Annotated in this window: 15 protein-coding genes and 1 pseudogene; 11 read left to right on the forward strand and 5 right to left on the reverse strand. The window is 31.8% G+C overall.

The annotated features are described in order from the left end of the window. Positions 1-3: 3 nt before the first annotated feature. From tsf to frr, 3 genes are all read left to right on the forward strand, one after another. On the forward strand, positions 4-888 hold the full coding sequence (gene tsf, locus HW276_RS03195) for a translation elongation factor Ts (RefSeq protein ID WP_147003150.1): 885 nt from the start codon (positions 4-6) through the stop codon (positions 886-888). A gap of 203 nt (positions 889-1091) precedes the next feature. Further along, entirely contained in the window at positions 1092-1802 is a 711-nt protein-coding gene (gene pyrH, locus HW276_RS03200; RefSeq protein WP_147003151.1) for a UMP kinase, read from the forward strand. 49 nt (positions 1803-1851) lie between these two features. Beyond that, positions 1852-2409, forward strand: coding sequence for a ribosome recycling factor (gene frr / locus HW276_RS03205; protein ID WP_178937388.1), 558 nt, complete (start codon positions 1852-1854; stop codon positions 2407-2409). Positions 2410-2656: 247 nt separating this feature from the next. On the opposite strand, the gene HW276_RS03210 is transcribed toward frr, so the two are convergent. Then, positions 2657-3238 (reverse strand): hypothetical protein, encoded by a 582-nt coding sequence (locus HW276_RS03210; protein ID WP_178937389.1) that lies wholly within the window; start codon positions 3236-3238, stop codon positions 2657-2659. A gap of 314 nt (positions 3239-3552) precedes the next feature. Further along, positions 3553-4311 carry a nitroreductase family protein gene (locus tag HW276_RS03215; protein WP_178937390.1) on the reverse strand — a complete coding sequence of 253 codons (759 nt, stop codon included), beginning with the start codon at positions 4309-4311 and terminating at the stop codon, positions 3553-3555. A gap of 177 nt (positions 4312-4488) precedes the next feature. Between HW276_RS03215 and HW276_RS03220 the strand changes: the two genes are divergently transcribed. The 8 genes from HW276_RS03220 (at position 4489) to HW276_RS03250 (ending at position 22206) form a co-directional block, all read left to right on the forward strand. Beyond that, a complete protein-coding gene (locus tag HW276_RS03220; protein WP_218974990.1) occupies positions 4489-5100 on the forward strand; it encodes an IS607 family transposase in 612 nt (203 codons plus the stop codon). Then, complete coding sequence (locus HW276_RS03225; protein WP_178937391.1) at positions 5081-6442, forward strand: RNA-guided endonuclease TnpB family protein; 1362 nt, start codon at positions 5081-5083, stop codon at positions 6440-6442. The genes HW276_RS03220 and HW276_RS03225 overlap by 20 nt, the downstream gene beginning before the upstream one ends. Positions 6443-6623: 181 nt before the next feature. Further along, positions 6624-7709 carry a phosphomevalonate kinase gene (locus HW276_RS03230; RefSeq protein WP_178937392.1) on the forward strand — a complete coding sequence of 362 codons (1086 nt, stop codon included), beginning with the start codon at positions 6624-6626 and terminating at the stop codon, positions 7707-7709. 169 nt (positions 7710-7878) lie between these two features. Next, positions 7879-8904: a type 2 isopentenyl-diphosphate Delta-isomerase gene (fni, locus tag HW276_RS03235; protein WP_178937393.1), complete on the forward strand. Its 1026-nt coding sequence runs from the start codon at positions 7879-7881 to the stop codon at positions 8902-8904. Between the two features lie 413 nt (positions 8905-9317). Then, complete coding sequence (locus tag HW276_RS03240; protein ID WP_178937394.1) at positions 9318-10007, forward strand: HAD family phosphatase; 690 nt, start codon at positions 9318-9320, stop codon at positions 10005-10007. A gap of 2116 nt (positions 10008-12123) precedes the next feature. Next, positions 12124-12246 (forward strand): hypothetical protein, encoded by a 123-nt coding sequence (locus tag HW276_RS11730; protein WP_255460306.1) that lies wholly within the window; start codon positions 12124-12126, stop codon positions 12244-12246. Beyond that, positions 12222-12368, forward strand: a complete 147-nt coding sequence (locus HW276_RS03245; RefSeq protein ID WP_178937395.1) for a hypothetical protein — start codon at positions 12222-12224, stop codon at positions 12366-12368. Before HW276_RS11730 ends, HW276_RS03245 begins: the two co-directional genes overlap by 25 nt. 355 nt (positions 12369-12723) lie before the next feature. Further along, positions 12724-22206, forward strand: a complete 9483-nt coding sequence (locus HW276_RS03250; RefSeq protein WP_178937396.1) for an autotransporter-associated N-terminal domain-containing protein — start codon at positions 12724-12726, stop codon at positions 22204-22206. Between the two features lie 162 nt (positions 22207-22368). On the opposite strand, the pseudogene HW276_RS03255 reads toward HW276_RS03250, so the two are convergent. The 3 genes and pseudogenes from HW276_RS03255 to HW276_RS03265 form a co-directional block, all read right to left on the reverse strand. After that, positions 22369-23628, reverse strand: a pseudogene (locus HW276_RS03255) (AAA family ATPase); the annotation flags it as partial. Between the two features lie 208 nt (positions 23629-23836). Next, on the reverse strand, positions 23837-25021 hold the full coding sequence (locus HW276_RS03260) for a transposase (protein ID WP_255460307.1): 1185 nt from the start codon (positions 25019-25021) through the stop codon (positions 23837-23839). Then, on the reverse strand, positions 25005-25607 hold the full coding sequence (locus HW276_RS03265) for an IS607 family transposase (protein ID WP_178937397.1): 603 nt from the start codon (positions 25605-25607) through the stop codon (positions 25005-25007). Before HW276_RS03265 ends, HW276_RS03260 begins: the two co-directional genes overlap by 17 nt. Positions 25608-25698: the final 91 nt, after the last annotated feature.

Here is a 25698-nt window from a genome sequence, read left to right on the forward strand (position 1 = left end):
AAAGTGGCAATTACAACAGCACTTATTAAAGAATTAAGAGAAAGAACAGGAGCAGGAATGCTTGACTGTAAAAAGGCTTTACAAGAAAACGGTGGAGATATTGAAAAAGCAATTGACTGGCTAAGAGAAAAAGGGATTGCTAAAGCGGCTAAAAAATCTGGAAGAGTTGCAGCAGAAGGATTGGTATTTGCAGCAGTTTCTGAAGATAGAAAAAAAGGTGCTATCTTGGAATTTAACTCTGAAACAGACTTCGTTGCTAAAAATGATGAATTTAAATCATTTGGGGAAAAATTGGTAGATTTGACTTTAAATCATGACTTGACAAGTGAAGATGAATTGAAAGCAATTGAATTTGAAGGAAAAACAGTTGAAACTCACTTAACTGAATTAATTGCTAAAATTGGTGAAAATATGAATATCAGAAGATTAAAAGTAATTTCTACTGATGGATTCATTGAAACTTATATTCACTTGGGTGGAAAAATTGGTGTATTATTAGATGTTAATGGAGAAGCTACTCCTGAAAATATTGAAAAAGCAAGAGGTGTTGCAATGCACATTGCTGCAATGGATCCAAAATACTTGGATAAATCAGAAGTTACAGCTGATGATTTAGAAAGAGAAAAAGAAATTGCAAGACATCAATTAACTGCAGAAGGAAAACCTGCTAATATTATTGAAAAAATATTAGAAGGAAAAATGAGAAAATTCTACGAAGAAAACTGTTTAGTACAACAAAAATATGTTAGAGATGACAGCGTTACTATCGGAAAATTTATTGCCCCTAGCACAATAAATTCATTTGACAGATTTAAAGTTGGAGAAGGAATCGAAAAAGAAGAAGTAGATTTCGCTGCTGAAGTAGCTGCACAAATTTCTGGAAATTAATTTTTACTATAAGGGGAATTAAATCCCCTTATTTTTTCGCAAATTTTTAAATAATTATTTTTATCAAATAGTTGACTAGTTATGAAGTTTTTTGCAAGGGACTAAGACTCTTTGTTAGAAAATAATATAACAGGACTGCTATTTTTAATGGGATTTAGTATAAAAATATTATTTAAAATAATAAAATTTATGGAGGCTCCTAAATGTTTAAATATAAAAGAATATTATTAAAATTAAGTGGAGAAGCACTTGCAGGGGATAAGGAATTTGGATTTTCAAATGAAGTGCTTGAAAGTTTTGCAAAACAAATAAAGGATGTTCATGAAAAAGGTGTACAAATTGCTATTGTTATTGGCGGTGGAAATATTTTTCGTGGAATAAGCGGGATGGAAAAAGGGTTCGACAGAGTTACTGGCGACACAATGGGAATGCTTGCAACTGTTATGAATGGGCTGGCATTACAAAATTCAATCGAAAGTCTGGGAGTTCCGACACGTGTGATGACTGCGCTTCAAATGCCGCAAGTGGCAGAACTTTACATAAGACGTAAAGCTATAAGACATTTGGAAAAGGGAAGAGTTGTTATTTTTGCAGGTGGAACAAGTAATCCTTACTTTACAACAGATTCTTCGGGAGCTTTAAGAGCTGTGGAAATTCAAGCGGATGTGCTTGCAAAAGGTACAAAAGTTGATGGAATTTACGATAAGGATCCGATGAAATTTAGTGATGCTGTTAGATATGACACTGTAACTTTTGATGAAGCAATTTCAAAAAATTTAGGAGTGATGGATACAGCGGCACTTTCACTATGCCGGGAAAACCAAATGCCAATTGTAGTATTTAACGCTTTGGAAGAAGGAAATATACTAAAAATGGCTCAAGGTGAAGATATAGGAACAACTGTAAAAAAATAAAAAATATTAGGTAAAAAATTGAAAAAATAAAAATAAAAAGGTGGTAAGAATGTTAGACGCAATTTTAAAAGAAGCTGAAGAAAAAATGGCAAAATCTGTGGAAAATACAAAAGAAAAATTTTCACACGTAAGAGCAGGACGTGCGAGCGTTTCTATGCTTGACGGAGTAACTGTGGAAGCTTATGGTTCGCCAACTCCGCTTAACCAAGTTGGAACAGTTTCAGCTCCAGAAGCTAGATTATTAGTAATTGATCCTTGGGATAAATCGTTAATTCCAGTGATTGAAAAAACAATTTTACAGGCAAACTTAGGATTTAATCCTTCAAATGATGGAAAAGTTATTAGACTTCTTGTGCCAGAACTTACAGAAGACCGTAGAAAAGAATATGTAAAAATGGTAAAAAAAGAAGCTGAAGAAGGAAAAGTTGCAATTAGAAACGTAAGAAAAGACGTAAACAACAAATTAAGAAAACTTGAAAAAGACAGTGAAATTACAGAAGATGAATTGAAATCAAATGAAGAAAAAGTTCAAAAAACAACAGATAAATTTATCGCACAAGTTGATGATGCCTTGAATAAAAAGGAAAAAGAATTATTGACAGTTTAGTCTTGAATAGAATTAAAATATATTTTGTTATTGTAAAAAAAATTAAGCTAGATTTCTCTAGCTTTTTTATTTGGATATTTATTTTAAATTCTATATTCACAGTAAAACTGCCTTAAAACTAAATTCAAAAACTATGACTACTTTATTCAGCTCTTAAATTTACATAGTTTTTAATAGTTTAATTTTAAATAGTTTTGGTTATAAATAACAAGTCAAAAATTTTTGCTGCTAAATTATAAAGAAAAATTTATTTAGTAACTTGCCATTTATTGTCGCTTCCTTTGGCAAATTTAACAGTAGATGTTGCTAAATTGATTTTTTTTGTATTTTTTAAATAATTATATTGAAGTTTTATATATTTTTCAATGTCAACTTCAACTTCATCTTTTCCGCTGTCGACTTTTGCATATTGGCTTGCATTATCTCCTAAATATTTATCTAGTGCCTTTTCATCGTATCCTTTAATCAAAAATACAACTTCGCCATCATTTCCATTTTCATTTACTTTATAAACTGATACTTCAAATTGTTCAATAAGCATTGTATTTGAATCTTCCCATTGTTTTTTTAATGTTGGGTCATTTATTTTTGCAACATATTTGTCAACATCTGGGTTAATTGATTTTAACATTTCACGTGAACCGTAATTTGAAATTTCTTGTAGAGCTTTTGCGTAATCTTTTGCTGCAGTATCTAATGAATCATATTTTTTGATTTCTGTGGCTTCTTTTGCGGTTGGAGCGGCATTCGCAATAGCAGGAACTGCTGTTAATTGTCCCAATACCATTAATCCCATTAATATTTTTCTTGCTTTTGTAAATTTTATCATCTTTTTCCTCCAAAATTTTTTTAATATATTATACAAGATATTATTTTTATTGTTATTAAAGTTTTCATTGAATAATCTATTATTTTTTTAATTATTTTTATGAATATATGTTATTCCTATACTTTCTATATTTTTTATTTTTAAAAATGCAAAGGGGAACAGTCGCCATCCCCTTTGCAAACCCCGCTTGTCTAAGCATTTTTTGAAAATGAAAATTAAACTCGCTTCGCTCAAACAGAAATTTTCATTTCCAAAAAATCACGACATTTTTAATTTCCAATAATGATTATTTTAATCAAAAAAATAATTTTAAATTATTGTTCTTCCAAGTCATCAGTAAATTTAAATCCTTGATCTTCTAAATCCTGTTTTGACTTGTTGTAGAAGTTTTCGTAGATTCTTACTAGCATTTCTTTGTATGATGGCAGTTGTGGGGTGTTGTTTTCTTCACGCCATTTTATGGTGTCTTTTTCGTGGAATTCTACGCCTTCTTCTACTTTTTGGGCATTGTAAGTGTCTTCAAATACGAATGTATCTAGTGGGACTCTTGGTTTTACTCTTGTCAGGTTTCTTTCGGCTGGGACTCCGATTGTTGTTCCTATAATTGGGAAGACGTATTTTGGAAGTCCTAGCATTTTTATGAATTCTTTTGTTTCTTTTCTAATTGCTCCTATTACAGTGCTTCCGTAACCAAGGGCAAAAGCTGCAGTTTGCAGGGCATTTACCATAATTCCGGCATCTACTGCTCCAACTAGGATTCCATCGGCTGATTTTGGAGCGATGTTTCTTTTTCCAAGTGAATTTGAAGCATAAACTCCACGGTGGAAGTCGATTAGTACAAAAATAAATGCTTCAGCTTGGGCGATATGTTTTTGTCCGCCACATAATTCTGCGATTTTTGCTAATTTTTCCTTATCTCTTATGACAATTAATGAAGTTTGCTGACCATTAATTGAATTCGCAGCTCTTTGGGCAGTTTCAAGAATTGTCTGAAGATCTTCTTCCTTTAATTTTTCGCCTGTAAATTCTCTTACAGAACGTCTATTTTGTAATTGTTTTATTAATTCGTTCATTAAAACCACTTCCTTTTTAAATTTTACTAGTTAATGGTATCATATTATATTTCTATTGTCAAACAGTTTAAAATCCTATTTTTTTATTGTATCCTAAAACTTTTTACAAAATAGTGAAAAATAAAAATATATTGACTTTTTTATGACAGCAAGTTAAAATATTAACGAGGTGAAAATATGGAAAAAAATTTTATAAAAATAAGCGAATATGCTGAAAGAATGTCGCTTCACATCAGGACAGTTTACAGATATTTTCATTCAGGAAAAATTGAAGGATTTCAAGATGAGGAAACCAAAACAATTTTTATAAAAAATCCTTTTTCTGAAAAAAATCTGTTTGAAAATTCTAACGAAAAACGTGCCGTTTTATATGCCAGAGTTTCATCAAGTGAAAACAGAGCAAATCTTGAAACACAGATGGAAAGATTGAAAAATTATGCAAATGCAAAAGGATATAAAATAATAAGTGAAGTTAAAGAGGTAGGAAGCGGACTGAACGATAAACGAAAGAAACTTAATTCAATTTTAGAAAATAGAGAAAATTATGATTTTATTATTGTGGAACATAAGGACAGATTAACAAGGTTTGGTTTCAATTATCTTGAAGCATTTATGAAATCACATAAAAAAGAAATTGAAGTGATAAACGATATTTCAAATAACAAGGAAGACTTGATACAGGATTTCATTTCAATTATAACTTCATTCTGTGCCAGAATTTATGGACAGAGAAGAAGCAGACGTAAAACAGAAAAGATAATAAAGGAACTTGAAAAAACTAAAGAATAGGAAAGAGGTGAAAGAATTGAAAATAAAAAGGACTGGAAGATTTAAAGTGAAACCTTCACATCCTGACTATGAAATGATAAAGCTTCACACAATTGAGGCAAAAGAAATATACAACTATGCTAACTATATAATAAGACAGCTATTTTTTAAGAAATCAGGGAAAGAAAATTTTTCCTTGGATTTTATCAATGAATATCCCGAACTTGCTGAAGATTTTAACATCTATATATCAGAAAAACTACAGTTCACTTCAACTTTTTACAGAATTATATGTAAATTTTCAAGAATTAAGAAATATTCAATTAATTCAAAGATGGTACAGAATATAGTTGATATTCTTAAAAGAGACTGGAAATCATATTGGAAACTTTTAAAATTAAAACTGGAAAGTAAATACACCAAGAATATAAATATTCCCAGATATAAGAAAAAATATTCAGCAGTTGAATATAATCCTCAAGTTATTTCTAAGAACAAATTGAAAAATAGATATATTGGGACTTCAAAAATGAATAAAGGATTTAAAATCCCGAAATTCTATAAGGGATACAATTTTAAAAGTTCAAGGGTTATATGGAAAAATGGTTTTCTTTATATGGAAACTGTTTACGAAAAGGAAGTTCCTGAAAAAAGAAAAATCAAAAAGGTTGCAGCGGTAGATTTAGGAGGAAAAATATTAATGTCTATAGCTTACAATTTCAACAGGAGAGGAATTTCTATTTCAGCTAATATGCTTAGAAGCCTCAACCATTACTACAACAAGATGATTGGAATTATGACTTCGCTGCTTCCTAAAGGGATAAGAATATCAAAAGCAATTCAGAACCTGTGGAGAAAAAGAGATGAGCAGGTAAGAAATCTCCTGGGATATTATGCCAATAAGCTTATTAAAGAATTCAAATTGATTGGAATTGACAAATTTATAATAGGAAAGAATAAGGAACAGAAACAGGAAATAGACCTTCATTCCAAACTAGAAAATAGGAATTTTTGCATGATCCCTTTCAATAAACTGGTTGAAATATTAAAATACAAATGTGAGGAAAACGGCATTGAATGTATGGAACAGGAAGAAAGTTATACATCAAAGGCAAGTTTTCTCAATAATGATTTTATGCCAGTTTATGGAGAAAAAAACAAGGATTATGAATTTTCAGGCTGGAGAAACGGAAGAACATATAAGATTAAAGGAAAAAATCAAAAAATCCATGCCGATTATAATGGAGCTTTAAACATTATGAGAAAAGCAGGGCATGAATTAATAGAGAAAGTTTGTTTTTTTTATACTGATTGGATTTTCCCTGCCGGGAAATTCAAGGTAAGAAATCTTAATTATATTTAAAATCAAGTTAAAGTAAACAATGAAAACTTTAATGTCTTGGCTGCGTAGTACAGCCTGCGTGAATAAAATCCGCAAACTTAATTATTCTCATATTTATACAATGATTTTGATACTATAATTTACAAATAAATGATAAATTTTCTATGAACTAAAAAAAAATAAAAAATTGAAAGAGAAAAAAATGCTGGAAAATAAAATAATAACTAATAAAACTTGCGGAAAGCTCTATATCGCCGGAGAATATTCAATTTTGACGGTTGGGCAGAGTGCGATTATAAAAAATGTAAATATATTTATGGAATCAAGAATAAGTTTTTCAGATACGGATGAATATACGGTTTTTTCAGATATGTTTGACTATAAATTGACTCTTGAAAAAGATGCTTTTAATAATGAAAATATTTTGCAAAATTTTGATAAAAATTATTTGCTTATTTGTGAAGCAATATCTGTTATGAGTGAATATTTAAAGTTAAAAAATTTGGAAATCAAGCCTTTTGAGCTGGAAATTACTGGAAAAATGGAAAGAGATGGGAAAAAATTTGGAATTGGCTCAAGCGGAAGTGTTGTAATTTTGACAATAAAATCCATTTTGAGTTTATATAACTTGGAAGTTTCTAAGGAAATGCTTTTTAAATTGTCTTCTTATGTCTTGCTAAAACGTGGAGATAATGGCTCTATGGGCGATATTGCCTGCATTTCTTATGAAAATCTGATTTTTTACAGATCTTTTGACAGAAAGAGAATTAGAGAATTAATAGAAAAGGAAACTTTGGAAAATATATTAGAAACTAATTGGAATTATGAAATTTCTGAACTTTATTTTAATGAAAAAGAACTTAATCAAAAGGATAAAAATAGTTTAAGTTGTGAATTTTTGGCTGGATGGACAAAGGAGCCTGCTATTTCAAAGGATTTGATAAACATTGTGAAAAGTTCTATTTGTGAAAGTGAAAACTTTTTGAAAGATGTGGAAGAAGTTGCGAAAAAACTTAGAGAAGCTATAAAAAATAGGGATAAGTTGGCAATTAAAGAATGTATTGATGAAAATGGGAAATTGCTTGAAAATTTAGATGAAAATATTTATAGCAAGAAATTAAAAGAGCTGGTAAGTGCGACACAAGGTTTGGATATTTGTGCCAAAAGCAGTGGAGCGGGAGGAGGAGATTGCGGGATTGCATTTTCTTTTGATGAAAGGGATACTAATATAGTTGTGGAAAAATGGAAAAAACTTGGGATTGAGTTGCTGTATTCTGAAAAATTATAAATAAATAATAGATGTATAGTAAAAGTAATAAAGATTAAATATCAGCACAAAGGGTGAAAATCCCTTGTCAAGGAGTGGAAAAACAGGAAAATTAGTTACAAGAAATATAGTGTTTGCTGGGTTTTATACTTTTATAAATGATTAAAATAAATAAAAAGAGGAGAAAAAATTGAAAAATAGGAAAGATGAGCATATTAGGTATGCGTTGGAGCATAGGAGTGAATATAATAGTTTCGATGAGGTTGAGCTTATTCATTGTTCTATTCCAAAATATAATCTTGAAGAAATTGAGCTGAAAACTCAGTTTGCAGGGTGTGAATTTGAAGTGCCGTTTTTTATTAATGCAATTACGGGGGGGAGTGAGAATGCGAAAAAGATTAATCAGAAGCTGGCGAGAGTTGCGAGTGAATGTGGGTTGTTATTCGTAACTGGATCTTATAGTGCGGCTTTGAAAAATGTTGGGGATGATTCGTTTAAAATTGTGAAAAGGGAAAATCCTGGATTGAAACTTGCTACGAATATTGGGATTGATAAGGATTATACGGCTGGGATTAAGGCTGTTGAGGCTTTGGATCCGCTGTTTTTACAAGTTCATGTTAATCTTATGCAGGAACTCATTATGTCGGAAGGAAGCAGGAATTTTAGGGAATGGGAGAATAATTTGAGAGAATTTGCGAGAAATATTGAAGTTCCGATTGTTTTGAAGGAAGTTGGGTTTGGAATGACTGAGAATACGGTGAAAAAGGGGATTGAACTTGGAATAAAGACTTTTGATATTAGTGGTCGTGGGGGAACCAGCTTTGCATTTATTGAAAATATGAGACGGGAAAATGGGCTTCATTATTTGGATAATTGGGGGCAGACTACGGTTTCCTGCCTTTTGAATCTGAAAGATTATGTGGATAAAGTGGAAATTATTGCAAGTGGAGGAGTTAGAAATCCGTTAGATATTGTAAAATCATTAGTTTTGGGGGCAAGAGCAGTAGGAATTTCAAAGATAATTTTAGAATTGGCTGTGAAGCATGAGGTTGAGAAAGTGATTGAAATTTTAGAGAGCTGGAAGAATGAGTGCAGGATGATAATGTGTGCTTTGAATGCTCGGAATATTAGGGAATTACGGAATGTTAAATATGTTTTGTATGGGAAAACATTGGAATTTTTTATGCAGCAAAAAGAGGATTTTTTAAATTTCTAGATTTAAATTTTAGATAATTCTTGTGAATAAAAGTTAATTCATTTTTTTATATATTATTTTATTTTAAAAAGTGCAAGGGGGAACAGTCGCCATCCCCCTTGCATCCCCGGCTTGTCTAAGCATTTTTTTGAAATAAAAACGAAACTCGCTATGCTCAAACATCGTTTTTATTCCAAAAAAATCACGACATTTTTATTTAATTTACTAGTAAATTTTATCTAACGAACAAGTTAGTTTTATTATAACAAAAAAGACTAGAAAAATCTAGCCTAATTTGTCAACATTTTTTATGCTATACAATTAAGTTCCCCTTAGGGTTTTAAGGTGTTTTATTATACCATATTTTATGAAAATGTCAAATAAATTTTTTTATAGTTAGATTTATTATTGGAAAATGGAAGGAGAGTTGTTAGATGAAAAAAGAAGAAGTTGGGAAGAAGAAAATTATTGTTTATGATTTTGATAAAACGCTTTATGATGGGGAGACGGGGGTTAATTTTTCGGTGTTTTATTTGAAAAAGTATCCTGTTAGGTCGATTTTGTTTATGATGAAATATTCTAAGGATTTGATTTTTTATTTGCTGAAAATAATTGACTTGAGGGCTTTGAAAGAGAGATATTTTGAGTTTTTGGAGAGACATTCTAAGGAAGAGGTTGAGGAACTGGTGGCTGGGTTTTGGGAGACTAAGAGGCATAAAATTTATTCTTGGACAAGGGAGGAATTGGAAAAAAATAAGAAGGAGTGCGAGATGGTTATTGTGTCTTCGGCTAGCCCTTTGTTTTTGATTGAGAATTTTTTGCTGTCGCTTGGGTATGACAAGGTTTTTGGGACTAATTTTGTGAATGATGGAAAAGATGGCAGGGAAACTTTTGTTGCAAAAATTGATGGGGAGAATAATAAGGGGGAGGAGAAAGTTAAGAAGCTGGATGAATGGGCGAAGGAAAATGGGGTTGAATATGAAATTGTGAAGTTTTATTCGGATAGCTTGGCGGATGAGCCTTTGTATGATATTGCTTGTAAAAAGTATTGGATAAAGAAGGGGGTTAAGATTGAGGGGATGCCTAAAAGGAAGACTTTATTTGATAAGTTGTTTTGGAAGTAAATTTTTTGATTTTATATTTAAATTATTTTTGTGAATAAAAATTAATACTATTCTTTATATATTATTTTATTTTAAAAGTGCAAGGGGGAACAGTCGCCATCCCCCTTGCATCCCCGGCTTGTCTAAGCATTTTTTTGAAACAAAAACGAAACTCGCTACGCTCAAACATCGTTTTTATTCCAAAAAAATCACGACATTTTTATTTGATTATAAAAGTTAATTCTAACAAAAAAAGCTAGAAAAAACTAGCCTAATTTGTCAACATTTTTACAAATTTATAACATTAATACCCTTAGGGTTTTAAGGTGTTAAGGTGATTTTATTATATCATATTTTATGGAAATGTTAAATGAATTTTTAAAACAGGAGATCTTTTGATTTTGTGAAGTCGTGTTTTTTGGTTATTTTTGTGAATGGAAGTTAAAACTTTTCTTTATATATTATTTTATTTTAAAAGTGCAAGGGGGAACAGTCGCCATCCCCCTTGCATCCCTGGCTAGTCTACGACATTTTTACGTACTGGCAAAAAACTCGCTTACGCTCAGACAGTTTTGCCAGCACATAAAAATGCTCCGACAGTAAATTATAAAAAAAAGCCCCTAAGGGCAGAGGTAGAGGTGAAATTCGGTTTTGTCAGACTATTTAGTTATTCTATAAACGATGTATAGAACAATGATAAGTCTGATAAGATCCTCATTTGACACGGCTCTGAACCTCCTATCATAAATGTAATGAGTTGTTGAACTCGAAATTATTATAACAAAAAAAGCTAGAAAAATCCAGCTTAGTTTGTCAACATTTTTATATTTATGATAGTTACCCTTAGGGTTTTAAGGTAGTTTTATTATATCATATTTTATAGAAATGTCAAATGAATTTTTAAAACAGGAGATTTTGTGACTTTGTGAAGGAGTGTTTTTGGGTTATTTTTGTGAATAGAAGTTAAAACTTTTCTTTATATATTATTTTATTTTAAAAAGTGCAAGGGGGAACAGTCGCTATCCCCCTTACATCCCCGGCTTGTCTAAGCATTTTTTTGAAACAAAAACGAAACTCGCTACGCTCAAACATCGTTTTTATTCCAAAAAAATCACGACATTTTTATTTGATTATAAAAGTTAATTCTAACAAAAAAAGCTAGAAAAAACTAGCCTAATTTGTCAACATTTTTATAAATTTATAACATTAATACCCTTAGGGTTTTAAGGTGATTTTATTATATCATATTTTATGGAAATGTTAAATGAATTTTTAAAACAGGAGATTTTGTGACTTTGTGAAGGAATGTTTTTTGGCTATTTTTGTGAATAGAAGTTAAAACTTTTCTTTATATATTATTTTATTTTAAAAAGTACAAGGGGGAACAGTCGCCATCCCCCTTGCATCCCCGGCTAGTCTACGACATTTTTACGTACTGGCAAAAAACTCGCTTACGCTCAGACAGTTTTGCCAGCACATAAAAATGCTCCGACGGCAAATTATACTTATATTATTATAAAAAAAGCCCCTAAGGGCAGAGGTAGAGGTGAAATTCGGTTTTGCCAGACTATTTAGTTATTCTATAAACGATGTATAGAACAATGATAAGTCTGATAAGATCCTCATTTGACACGGCTCTAAACCTCCTGTTATAAATTTGTTGAGTTGTTGAACTCTGTTTTATTATAACAAAAAAAGCTAGAAAAAACTAGCTTAATTTGTCAACATTTTTTACAAATTTATAACATTAATACCCTTAGGGTTTTAAGGTAGTTTTATTATATCATATTTTATGGGAATGTCAAATAAAATTTTTTTGAATAATTGTAGATACAAAGATTATTAATAAAAATAAAAAATTTTTTAGAGGGGAATTTTTAGAAATATAAGGGAAATATAGGGAAAATATGGGGGATGTTAAAGGGAAAAATGATTAGGAAATTTTTAAAAAACGATTAAAAAGAGGGAGAAGTATTGAAAAAAACTTGACTTATCTTTTTTGATAGGGTATACTAAGAATATATCAATAGTCTTTTAAAAAGATATGGGTTTAATAATTTATAAATAGAAAAAAAGGTAAAGGTTGAGAGAAAATAAGTTTTGTAAAGTTGAGCTATTAAATCTGTTGTGTTTAATATTGATTTCATGCGTTGAATACGGAGTTCGGGCAGGTTTTGGGACGGAATTGGTATGGATAAGGGCTTGGACAGGAATTTATAAGGATCAGGAAAATAGATGGCTGGAAACTGGAAGCGGCTGACGGCTTTTGGTAGAGGAACTGGATATTTGGCTTGGTATCTTATTAGGATTTACTGTTTAAGGTTGGAGAATTTAGGGAAGTATAAGGAGATTTTCACTTTGAAATCACTATCAAATCACTAAATCCATCATTTTTGCTTTAATGGTGGGTTAATAATTATCACTACGAAAGTCCTCTATGGCCCCCCCTTAAGGACTCCCCCTCATCCGCCCCCATTCCCACCAGGATTTGCTGGACTTTGTTGAGGGTGTTTGAAAGGTTTTTTGAAAAATAAGGCTATTCTGATACTTTTTAGGCATCTTGAAGGATGTCTAAATTAAAAAATAGACGGCTGTGAAGGCTGGAAATCGTGAAAATTAAGAACCTAGGGCAAGAAATCTTGCTTTGTCGGCAAGGGGAAGCAACCTTTGTCAAGGTGACTAATTGGAACTTGGCTTTTATGGGCGGCTGTAAATTTACAAATTTTAGGAGGAAAAAATGAGTAATAATCTGCGACAGATTGCAAAGGACTTGCGATCGTTTGTAAAAAGATGTAAAGATGTACATTATTCTGACAGCCTGCTTATCTCTTTCTTGATAACAGGACTTTTAACAATTGCGCCAAAGCTTCATGCTGACGTGGCAAGCGAACAGCAGGAAATCACTGCACAGACTTATGACGCAATAACTGATCTGCGGCAATCATTCATGCGTGCAAGAAAAGAAAACGAAAAATCACTAAAAGGAGCCCAAAGCGAACTTGTTCAACTTTTGAAACAAGGGGATCAAGTAATAAAGAGCCCATGGGCATCATTCCAGTTCGGAACAGGATTTACCAACAACGACTGGGGAACAACTTATAGAGGTAGAGGTGGAAAATACCTTGAATACTATAGAAGAGACAATGACTTGACTAAATATGTGTTTGACAAGGATAAACATTTATATGGGGCAACTAACTTGAATATTCCAAGAAATCAGGAGCCTGATGCACTTACAATCAATCCGGCAAATATGCATGAACCTTATAAACCTTATGTGCCTGAAAGAATGAACAATGTCAGTATGATTGTGGGACCAACATTTAATCCTGATTTCAAAGCGCCTGAATCAGTAAAAACTTACTATTCGCCTGGAGAAGTAAAAGGAATAGCAAGATCAGCTAGCACAAGTATTGGCGATACTATAAATTACGTAGATGCCTCTATGAATAATTCTACAACTGCTTATGCCAATACTGGTGAAAGCAATACTTTAAACACTGGTGGAACTTTTGAAAGCAGTGGTACACAAGTTACTGTTCACAGTAATTATACAAACTGGTGGGGTAATGGTAGTTATCATATAGATGGTAACAGTATTGAAGGTGGAACTTTTGAAATTGGTAATTTAGGAAATCATAATCCTTGGAGTGCAGGAGGATGGGGTGGATATTATGACAGTAATAACGTTTGGCATTGGCATCCTTATTATTATTATTATGGTTACACTGATGGTGGATACAGTCATTTCTATAATAATCCTACTGTAAATGGTGTTTCAACATCTAGCGGAACAGATGATGCAACATTTTCTCATACTAGTCCAAGTAATATTCTTGTAAACTATACAGATGTTAATAGTGTGCGATATGCTGCTGCTTTAAAAAGAATGGCAGATAAAGGAGTTGACTATAATACTGCTTGGAGTTGGGCTGTAGCAAATGTTCAGTCATATGTTCCAAAATATACTGATGCTTCAGGAACACATCCTAGTAATTTAGGTCTAATTTATTATGAAACTACTTACGGAACTGGTGGGGCAGCGAATGCTGCAACTGCAACTTCTTATAATGGTAGTTATGTAGGTACTATAAATGATAATTATAGTACGTTCTCTAATAAAACTTATAGTGGTCACTCAGCACAAGTTTCTGTATTAGCTAGTGGAGATACAACAATAAAGAAAGCTAAATTTTTAGTTTATAGCAATGGTGGTGTTGGTAGTCCTTCCCCATATAAACATAATGGTATAGCAGTAACTAATGGAACTACTACATTAGGAGATGCTAATGGTATTGAATATGGAGCTTCAATTACACCTACTGATATTGGTATGGGAACAGTGGGAGGTAGTAATAATGGTAACTACATTTTTGTAAATGCACATGGAAATAATGGTGTTTATGTTAGTGGTAGTGGTAGTGGTAGTTTGAATTCAAATAACACATCTTTCTTTATTGATGGGGATGGTGGAACAACTAATTCGGTAACAAAATCTAATGGAATTTACCATGCAGGAACTGGAACAGTTGACAGTAGACGTGATTATTTCCTTGTTTCTAATGGAGATAAAGATTACCACATAAATGGTATCTATAATAATGCTGGTAATCTTAATGTAAAAGGATCTAAATTTGATGTAAAAGGTTCTAATATGGGTGCCAATGCTATTACGAATAATAATGGTATTTTAGCTGATGCAGGTACTATTAAGATTGGAAATGATGGTAGTGCTAGTGGAGATAGTGGAAAAATATCATTATTTAATATATCTGGAGATGGAAATAACGGTATTCAATTAAAAGGAACTTCAGATGCTACAATAGATGCAGATTTTAATGTAGGTGGTACTGGAAATAATGGAGTACTTGCTAATGCAAGTGGTGCTATTACTAAGATTGAAAATTCATCTTTTAATGTAGATGGAGGTTCAAGTAATGGTTTCTATATGAAAGATGGTAGTGCAACTTCATACGTTTCAGGTACAACTTTTGGTATAACAGGAACTAACAGTAATGGAGTATTTGTTCATGATGGTGAGACTCTTAATAGAATAGAAAATTCTGACTTTACTGTAGGAGGTTCTGCAATTGGATTATTAGTCGGTAATAGTAACGGTACTACTGGTGCTACAGTAAGTACTATTAGCGGAAGTACGTTTGATGTAAAAGCTACTAATGGAAACAATAATGGTACCGATCATCGTGGAACTGGAATTTACTTGAAGAATGGGTCTATTGGCTCTATGACGAGCACTACTATTACTGGAAACGGTAATGATGCTCTTATAACTATTGATGTTAATGATGGTTCTGGGGCTAGTAACAGTATAGTAATGGATGGAAAGACAGCAACTAATTATGGTTTAGTTCGTTTGGAAGCAACTGGTGGTAATAATACGGCTATTAATATTCAAAATGGAATACATACTAACAACAATGGAGTTACTTTAACTTCTAAAGATGTCTCTGTAACAGGAACTTGGAACAGTAAATTAACAGGAAGTAACAATACAGTAGTTAGAAATAATTATTACGTTAATAAATTAACAATAAAAGATGAACCAAGTCCACTTCCAACTAGTATAAGTCCAGTTGATGCAGGAATGTTAAGAGTATCAGGAAATAATGGTATTATATTTTCTAATATGGGATTTGTAAAAGATACTGCAAGTGAAGTAAAACTAGATGCTATTAGTATGAATGGAAAATATAGTGCAGGTGCGGCATTCTTGAATGTTGTTAATAAAGGGAAACTTCCAGCCGATTATACACAAATTGATCCATTACGTGGAGATTCTGGAGTATTTAATGGAAGTTTGAAAATTCAAGGTGTAATTGGTGCTACTAATAATGGAGGAATTGATTCAAGTAATAGTGTTGGGGTATATGCTAATACAGGACAATCATCTGCATTAGGTGGAGCAGTTTTAGGTGGTCCTAGTGGTTCTACTATGACTAATTTAAAAGTAGATGGACTTAACATAGGATTTAATGAAAAAGCTAATAATAGTATCTTGGTATGGTCATCAAACGGTACAGCAATTGATGTTACAAATTCATATACAACAAATGATTTTGATACAACAGGAGGAACAACACCTACACAAGTTGCTGGATTAAGTAATAACATTATTACTGATGGTGTAAGATATGATAGTAGTAAAGCTACTTGGGGATATATAATTGACAACACTAAAGTTTCAAATGGATCTGTTATAGGGTATGCAACTGGTTATTTTGATGGTAATGTATTAGGTGCTCATAACTGGGCTTCACATAATGATAGTTCAAAAATAGATTTCCAAAAAGAAATAAATATGGTTTCAACTGAAGGTACAGCATTACTTGCAACAAATGGTGGTGAAATAAAATCTAAAGATGTAAGAGCTGGAGGATATAAATCAATAATTGCATATGCTGATGGTAGAATAGCACTTAATAATGGTGACAGATCATCAACTGTATCAATTAATGGAAATATAAATGCGGCTGATAATAATACATTAGGATATTATTATGATTCAGGAAGCGATCACTTAAAAGATACTTATCAAAATATAGGTGCTTATGCTGTAAATAGTGGAAAAGTAACTATAGCTGGCACAACAGTAGCTGATAAGCAAACAGAGGATGAAAAACAAGTAAATGGTACTTCAAATACGAAATTAGGTGGTGCTGCAATAACTACAAGTTCATTAAAATTCAATGCTAAATCATTAATTTATGGAATGGGTGCTTATGCAAGCAATAAAGGAAATGTTGACATAACAACTCCTATTGCTGTAATTAGTGGAACAAATGGAGCATTGTATGCTGACAATAATGGACAAATAACTTTCAGAGGAGATATTATTAACCAAAACAATTCACCTCAAAATGTTTCTCTTAAGACAGGATCAAGTGTAGGTATTACTGCTATAGGAGCAGGTGCTACAACATCAGATAATGTAAGAAGAGGACGAAATGTTAGCGGAAATGACCATGAAAATACTACTCCATTCTATGTAAGACGTGGATATTATGATACAGCGGGAACTTGGATTTCTAGAGAAGGATCAAGTCTAGATAAATCAGGAATCGTATTTAAGAAAGCTGGTAGTGACAAGGTTAAGATAGATATGTACGATGGTATTTTATTAACTGGAAACCAATATAATGTTAATCAACTTGGTCCTAATTATAGTTCAACTCTAATTAGAGATTATTATGAAGATGATACTCCTACTGATGCAACTGCTTACGATACAGCAAAATATCGTGGAATGAAAAATGTAGAAACAAAAATTATGGGAGATGGTAGCGTTAATTTAGGAGTTATTAACCAAATAGAAGATGGACAAACTCTTGTTTGGAATAAAGATGGTAATACTAATACTCAATCATCTGTAACAGGAAATAAGAACTATCTAGACAGTATCAGTAAATATTATGCTGGTGGAATGTTAATAAAGAATGATAAATGGAGTGCTGCAAGCATTACTCCAAGTACTACAGAAGGTAGCACAGAAGTAGGAAACAGATTTGACAGTACTATATTAAATAGTAAATTGAAAATTGAAGGTACTGGAGGAGCTAATGGACCTACAACTGTAAATATAGAAGATGTTAAAACTACACATGCAGCTCCATCTAATAATGAGATAAACGATCCATTCAACGATATAAAAATGGAAAGTACATTAGTAACTATTGAATCAGGTGCGAAAGTTAAAGGAGATGCTGCAAATAGAGTTCTAACAGATATTTACGGAAAATCAAACGGACAAATTCAAAATGCAGGACTAAGCATGGCTAATAAACTTTACCGTTGGGATACTACTAAAGTTTCTAACCAGCCAGTATTATGGAGAAAAACTAAGAATACTGAATCTGGATTTGTAAATAACGGTGAAGTAGATATTTATGGTGGTAGTGAAGATAATAATTTAGCAGCATTAAACGTAGTATATGGAACTGTTTCAAACATTGGGGCTGGAAGTAACAAAGCAGAAATTAAACTTGACCATGGATACGGTATTTTTGCAACTGATGGAAGTATAGTTAATGCTAGTGGTACTACTACAAATGATTCCACTATAACAGTTACAGGTAAATATAAAAAACCAGCATCAAATGCTCCAACAGGAGGAACTAATGGTAGTCGTCCTGATGACTCTACTCCAACAGGTTCAAACTATGGTATCGTAGGTATTTCTAAAGGAAGAGTAAATTACAATTTAAATGATGAAAACTCTATTGACATAACTTCTACTAACACTACAATTAAAGTTGATGGTGGAGATTCATTAAATGGAGCGGCAACTGCAACTGGTATTTTTGCTAAGAATGATAGTGCAGACAAAGATAAAGTAACTGTTAAATATGATGACAGTAAACTTACTTCTGCAGGAATTGAATTACAAAATGATGGTTCATCTGCAAGTAGCCGTGGAGTAGGTATTGCACTTGTTAACGATAAAGCTAATGGAAATGGTGGAGAAATTACATTAACTGGTCGTGCTGGAACTTTAGGTTCAGGTACAGCAGCTGATAATAATATCTTCACTAAGGAAAATGGTATCGGTATTTATGCAGAAAATTCTGATATTAAATTAACTTCAAATGACTTTACAATTACAACTAAAGATGATGGAGTTGGAATTTGGACAACTGATGCTTCTAATGTTGGTAAAGGTTCGGCATTGCATTCTAAGACATTTAACTACAACTATGATGGTAAAACTGATAAAAAAGGATTTGCAATGGCATTTACTGGCAGAGCTGGTCAAACAGATGCTACAAACTATCTAGACATCAAGTTCAACAATAAAGGAACTAAAGTTACTACATTAAATGATGAAAATAATAAATCAACTTCACAAGGAACTTATAAAGGAATTGCCGGTATTGTAGTAAATACTAACGATGCATTAGATACTGTAACGAACTATGGAGATATTAAAGAAGAAGGATCTAAAACACACGTTAGAGCTTACGGTGCTGTTGTAAATAAAGGAACATTTAAAAACTTTGGAGATATTACACTTAATGAATCACTAAGTGCACATGCTAAAGATGTTACAAGTGAAGATATGAAGAAAGCTAATATCGGTATTTTTGCGAACGACCTTAATGATAAAGAAGGTGGAAAGAATACATATATTGAAAACTATGCAGATATAAAGATCGGAGATATGACAGCCGGAAATTCAGACAAGAATATTGGAAGCTGGGCTATTTACGGATATAATATTAAAACTGGTAAAAAATCTGATGGAACTCAGCAAACAATTGACATAGCTAGAAATAACTACGGTATTTACTCTGGAGATGGAACAGTTGATATTAGAGGAACTAAGATTAATGTCGGAAATGACACAGTTTTAGGACATAAGATGCATACTTGGACAGACAGCAATGGAACAGTTCATAACATCGATAGACAAAACGGACAATATTCACAAGCGCAAGACTTATTGTCTAAGCTTGACAATCCAAGAGACCGTGATTCTGCAATTGGTGTCTACATTGACAGTAACGAAAGCAGAAGTGGAGAAAACAGAAATGTTAGAATAGATGCCGATATGGACATTGACAGATTCTCAAATGGTATTGTGATTGCTGAAAATAATTCACTTAAGAACCCAGTTACTACTGTAACTATAGGAGATTCTAATACTTCACCAAATATTTTGCTTGGTTCAAACAAAGTAACAGGTGGACAAGTTAAATCTACTAAGCCTACTAACCCTAGAGTACCTGATGAAATTTATGAACAAGGAAATGCAGTATATTACTATTCAGCAGACAAGAACTCAAGAGCAACAACTTGGGCAAATGTAAAAATGAACGGTGACTACAATACAGCATACTATACAGAAGGGGCTGTTGAAAACCACGGTAATATTGACTTAAGATCTCAATATAACTTAGGTCTTCCGTCAACTGATCCATACAGCACATACCATGGATACGGAAACGTAGGTATCGCTTCAGCAAATGTTGATGCTCCATCAGTAAACTACGGAACAATTACAACTGGTATGTCTGATACTGAAAACCTTCAATACTCAATTGGTATGGGAGCAGGACGTAATATTTATGTAGACAAGACAACTGCAACTGGAAAAGAAAGAGTTTATGACAGAACTGAAAAACAAGGTCACGTTGTAAATAAAGGAAAAATTGTAGTTCAAGAAGATGATGGTATCGGTATGTTCGCAACAGGATCACGTTCAAGAGCAGAAAACTGGGGAACAATTGAACTAGTTGGTAACAATGCAATTGGAATGTACTTAGATCGTGGAGCAATTGGGGAAAACCACGGAACAATTACAGGTAATGCAAATAACCTTAAAGGGGTTCTTGCAATTAATGGAGGATACATTAAGAACTACGGTACAATTAAAGTTGAAGGATCTGGTTCTAATGGAATTGTAACTGATGATGTCAAAGTTAAAACAGATAATACAGATGGTTCAGGAGATCTTTACGGAGGAACTGAAAACTCAATTAAACTTGCAACAACAGGAAATCCTAAGACAACAGGTGTTGGAACAACAATTACAATGCCAAGTATCGTACCTATTACAAAAATTAGCGTAGATGGTGTTGACACTCCAATATTCAATGTTGAAACAGATGCAGCAAACATCGGAGATATTGCTAACAACATAACAGTTAAGAGCAGCATCCAAACAGGTGGAACAAGAATAATAGATCTTAAGGCAATAGATGAATGGGGTAACCCAGTATGGCCTCAACGTGACAAGCCACAACTTTCAGAAGTAACATCAGTTGGAATGTACGTTGATACATCAGGAGTTAGATATACTAACCCAGTTGACGGATTACAAAACTTACCTAAACTAGGAGAAGTAAATCTATACTTTGGACCAGAAGCAACATTGTACACAAATGCTAAAGCAATCAGAATAGGAGATACTGTAGATGCTAATGGTACTGTAACTAAGAGCAACATGTTAAAACCATTTAACGATGCATTGGCTAAACTTCCAGGTGGAGCAATCGTTAATCCATTATCAGCTTCATTAACTTGGCAAGTTGCAGCTAAACTTGATGCAAACAACCAATTGTCAGAAATTTACATGAGTAAAGTTCCTTATCATTCATTCGCTTATGACAATGATAAGTCTCTAGTAAACTTCACAAACAACTTGGATAACATTTATGAAATCGCTAAGCCGCAAAGTGCTGAAAAAGTTATCTTCAACAAATTGAACAGCTTAGGTAACGGAGAAGGGCATATCTTGGCTCAAGCGTTTGACCAAATGAGAGGTCACATTTATGGTGGAGTTCAACAAAGAATTAAATCTACATCGGATATCTTGACTGGAGAAATGAACGGATTAAGAAGCGACAGAAATGTTTCTAAGGATTCTAACAAGTTCAAGGCATTTGGACAAAGAAACGAGTTCAAGACAGATACAGCAGGAATGCCTGACTGGTACAGCAATGCAGGAGGATTTGCATTCGTTCACGAAGATGAAACTGTAAGACTTGGACAATCATCAGGATGGTCAGCAGGTGTAGTAAACAACTACTTCACATTCAAGGATTTATCTAAATCTTATGAAAACCAAGCAATGGCTAAAGTTGGAGTGTTCAAGACAATCCCTCTTGATGCGAACGGAACATTTGTTCTTAGCCTAGGTGGAGACGGATTCTTTGGAAGAAATGACATGAAACGTAGATTTTGGGTAGTAGATCAAGAATTCAGAGCGAAAGCAAGCTACTATTCTTATGGTGCAGGACTTAATGCAGGACTTGAAAAGGCATTTGTAATAAATGACGGATTCAGCATAGTTCCAAATGTAGGAATCAGAGCTGAATACGGAAGATTCTCATCAATCCATGAAAATGGAGACATGGCATTGAACGTTAAGAGCGACGACTACGTATCAGTTAAGCCAAGCGCAGGAATCGACTTCAGATACAGCCAGGAAGTATTCAAGAACTCAAACTTGACAGCAAGCTTAGGATTTGCGTATGAAAACGAAATCGGAAAACTTTACGATGTTGAAAACGAAGCAAGAATCGTAGGAGCATGGACAGACTACTTCGGAATCAGAGGGGACAAGGAAGACAAGAGAGGAAACTTCAAGTCAGACTTGAAACTAGGATTAGACAACGGAAGATTCGGATTCAACGTAAACACAGGATACGACTCAAAAGGACACAACTTCAGAGCAGGATTAGGATTGAAAGTATTATACTAATAAATTCTAGGAATGCTGGAAATAGCTTAAACAAAACGGGGGAGGGCTGCCAGAGATGGCGGCTCTTCTTTTTTTGCAAGGAAATCAAAAAAGAGCAGCGAGTAAACTGCTCTTGTTATTTTTTTTCAATTTAAAAGTATATTGATTTTATTATTATTGCTAAAAATAATTAAATTTCAACCTTTTAAGTGATTCCATCGCTTTCCTAAACAAACTTTCCCCAAAATTCACTTCAATAAACTTCTGCTTAAAAAACTCCCTGACTTCCCGATTAGGTAATCTCAAAGAATAAACATTCTCGTAATCCTCTCCAATTTTCTCATCAATCGTCAAATATCCACTAAACAAAAGCAGTTCCCAAATTTCCTCCTGCCCAAGCAATACAGACAAATCAGAGTTTCCATTAATATTTTCTTCTACACTTTCTCCTGAAAATAACTGTTCCAAAGTTTCCGTTGTTTCTGCATCTGCATTTTTTAAAATATCATTAATAAGAAAATTTCCAGAAGTTTCAACCCAATAAGGAGCTAATTTTTTAAATTGTAAGAACTTCAAAATACTCCATGGATTATAAACATCAGAATTTCCAAACTTATAGCCATTATACCAAGATTTTACATCAGAAAGTCTAAACTCAATTTCAAAATCTTTAAGGACTTTTTCAACTTCTGCTTCTGTAAATCCAAAAAAATCAGAATAATGTTCATTTAAAATCGAATAAATGCTAAGATTATTTAAATCTGAAAAAATACCAGCCTTTATAACTCTTATAATTCCAGTCATAATCCCCATTTTTAAATACTGATTAGTTTTTAATGCCTCTCCGTAAAAGATCTTAAAAAATATAACTGCTTTGTCATAATAGTGATATTCATAAGCTGAAATTAAAGGGCTGTCATATTCATCAATTAAAAGAACAACCTCTTTATTGTAATATTTGTATAAATAAGCTGTCAAATACTTTAGAGAATTTTCATAATCCCCATCATCTTTTTTGAACCATATTTTATCAAAATTTTTCAGTTCAGCTTCATTTAATGAATTTCTTACATATTCAAATTCATTATAAAGATTTGATATTAGGGATTTAATGGCATTTAAGAAATTTTCCCAGCTGTCAGCCTTAATCCCCTTCAGTGAAATAAAAACAGCTGGATGTTGTCCTTGCTCTGAAAAATGTTTAGATTTCTTAATATCTAAGCCATTAAATAATTTTTTATTTTCTTTAGCATTATGAATATCGAAAAAATACTTTAATGTTGACATATTTAAAGTTTTTCCAAATCTCCTTGGACGTATGAAAAGTTTTACTTTAGAACCATCATCTAAAATGTTAGCAATAAATTTAGTTTTATCAATATAATAGCAATTATTATTTATAATTTCTTTAAAATCTTCAATACCAACAGGAATTTTCTTCATTTTATCTGCTACTAAAAATGTATTAAAATATATTCAATACACTAGAATGTTGCTGCTTCAACGAACATACTTTTGATAAAAAATATCTACTCGTATTTGTTTTTGCTCTCCACAGCCGTAAATTCCCGACTAGCCATCGGTACATATAATATATTCTGTTTCACTAAATTGTAGCATTCTCCTTCTTTTTTTATTTAGAATATATTATTTATGTCAATATTGTATATTGTGTAGAATTTCTTAAATTAAGACTTGCATTGTAATCTCTATCTATTTCTAATCCACAATCGCAACATTTATAAATCCTATCTTTCAATTTTAAATCTTGTTTTTTATGCCCACAATTACTGCATAATTTAGAACTCGGATAAAATGTGCTTACAATTCTTAATTCAATATTTTTTTCTTTGCATTTATTCAAAAGTTTTGTTCTAAATTCATAAAATTTTTGTTGTGAAATTGCTTTTGATAAATGTCTGTTTTTTATCATATTAGAAACTTTCAAATCTTCTATTGTTATACATTTTAACTTGGTTTTTGTTAATATATTAACAACTTTATTAATATAATCATTTCTAATACAATTTAATTTAAAAAACAATTTAGCTATCACTAATTTTTGTTTTTGAAAATTTTTACATTCATAAAGATTTTTTTCCATTTTTTTGCAAGACAAATATTTCCTTGATTTTTTTCTTTGCTCTCTTTTTAGTTTTTTTTCAATTTTTCTAACTTTAAAAGTTTTATTAATATTCTTAAAAACTTGTCCATCAGAACAAATTGCAAAATCTTTTATTCCTAAATCAATTCCTATTCCTTCTTTAGTTTGTAAATTTTTCTGAATTGAATTTTTCTCAATTTCTTTTTTTATTTCTAAAATGAGTGATAAAAAATAACGATCACCTTCTTTTGAAATTGTAGCACTTTTTATATTTGTATTTTTAGGAATATATCCATATTCTTTTAATCTTACAAATTTTAAAGTAGGAATTTTTATTTTGTGCCTATAAAATTCAAAATCAGTTTTATTATTTTTAAAAAAATAGCATTTTTGATTATTATGACTTTTCTTTTTAAATTTTGGAAAGCTCGATATTTTGTTAAAAAATCTTTTAAATGCTTTTTCACTATTCATTATAGCTTGTTTATTAGATTTTGATGAAACATCTTTTATCCAAGATTTATCAGGATTTTCTTTTATAAAAATATTATTTATATATTTTGAGAATTCAAATCCTGTAACAAATCTTTTTTCTTTTTCGTAAATTTCTTTGTTATATGCTATGTAAAAATTATATAAAAATCTTCCTGTCCCAATAGTTCTGTTAATTTTTTCAATCTGTTCAGCTGTAGGTTTAATTTCAATTTTTATTCCTTTATAATTCTTCATCATTTTTTATCTTTTTTTTATATTTTTTAAGTCCATCTATTCTACAAGAAAAGATTTGAATAATTGAAATTAAGTCTTCTACAAGTTCTTGCTGTGGTGATAAAGTTTGATTACTTACTACAACAATTTCACTTCCTTTTGATTTAAGGAAATTATCAAACCAACTATATCCAAATCTAACAAATCTATCTTTATAAGAAATTAATATTTTTTGTTTTTTTTCAGAATATAAAATTGAATTAAATCCTTTTCTATTGTAATTTAAACCACTTCCAATATCTGTTATAATGTTTGAAACAATATAGCCTTTAGCATTAGCATATGTTTTTAGAAATTCCACTTGATTTTTTAGATCATCTTTTTGATTTTGGTTAGAAACACGAGCATATATAATTACATCGTTTACTTGTTTTTCAACATTTTCTTGTTGAATACCCATAATATTATAATAATCTTCTTCTGTATAATATCTTCTATTTGTCGGGGTTCTACGTGCTTTTAATATGCCTTCTCTATCCCATCTTTGCAATGTATTTACAGTTCTTCCTATCATTTTACCAAATTCATTTGGCTTATATATTTTGCTCATATCAATATGATAGCATACTTTTAAATATTTATCAATACATTTTAAAAAAATGTTTTCTTCTCCTTTTAAAATAAATAGTTAATCAAAATAG

The sequence above is a fragment of the Leptotrichia sp. oral taxon 417 genome, assembly GCF_013394865.1.
GTDB lineage: Bacteria > Fusobacteriota > Fusobacteriia > Fusobacteriales > Leptotrichiaceae > Leptotrichia > Leptotrichia wadei_A.

Bases quoted from the DNA above. Each gene is read 5' to 3' on its own strand.
- pyrH (WP_147003151.1), top strand. From the start codon at position 1,092: ATGTTTAAATATAAAAGAATATTATTAAAATTAAGTGGAGAAGCACTT.
- frr (WP_178937388.1), top strand. From the start codon at position 1,852: ATGTTAGACGCAATTTTAAAAGAAGCTGAAGAAAAAATGGCAAAATCT.
- HW276_RS03210 (WP_178937389.1), bottom strand. From the start codon at position 3,238: ATGATAAAATTTACAAAAGCAAGAAAAATATTAATGGGATTAATGGTA.
- HW276_RS03215 (WP_178937390.1), bottom strand. From the start codon at position 4,311: ATGAACGAATTAATAAAACAATTACAAAATAGACGTTCTGTAAGAGAA.
- HW276_RS03220 (WP_218974990.1), top strand. From the start codon at position 4,489: ATGGAAAAAAATTTTATAAAAATAAGCGAATATGCTGAAAGAATGTCG.
- HW276_RS03230 (WP_178937392.1), top strand. From the start codon at position 6,624: ATGCTGGAAAATAAAATAATAACTAATAAAACTTGCGGAAAGCTCTAT.
- HW276_RS03240 (WP_178937394.1), top strand. From the start codon at position 9,318: ATGAAAAAAGAAGAAGTTGGGAAGAAGAAAATTATTGTTTATGATTTT.
- HW276_RS03245 (WP_178937395.1), top strand. From the start codon at position 12,222: ATGGCTGGAAACTGGAAGCGGCTGACGGCTTTTGGTAGAGGAACTGGA.
- HW276_RS03250 (WP_178937396.1), top strand. From the start codon at position 12,724: ATGAGTAATAATCTGCGACAGATTGCAAAGGACTTGCGATCGTTTGTA.
- HW276_RS03260 (WP_255460307.1), bottom strand. From the start codon at position 25,021: ATGATGAAGAATTATAAAGGAATAAAAATTGAAATTAAACCTACAGCT.
- HW276_RS03265 (WP_178937397.1), bottom strand. From the start codon at position 25,607: ATGAGCAAAATATATAAGCCAAATGAATTTGGTAAAATGATAGGAAGA.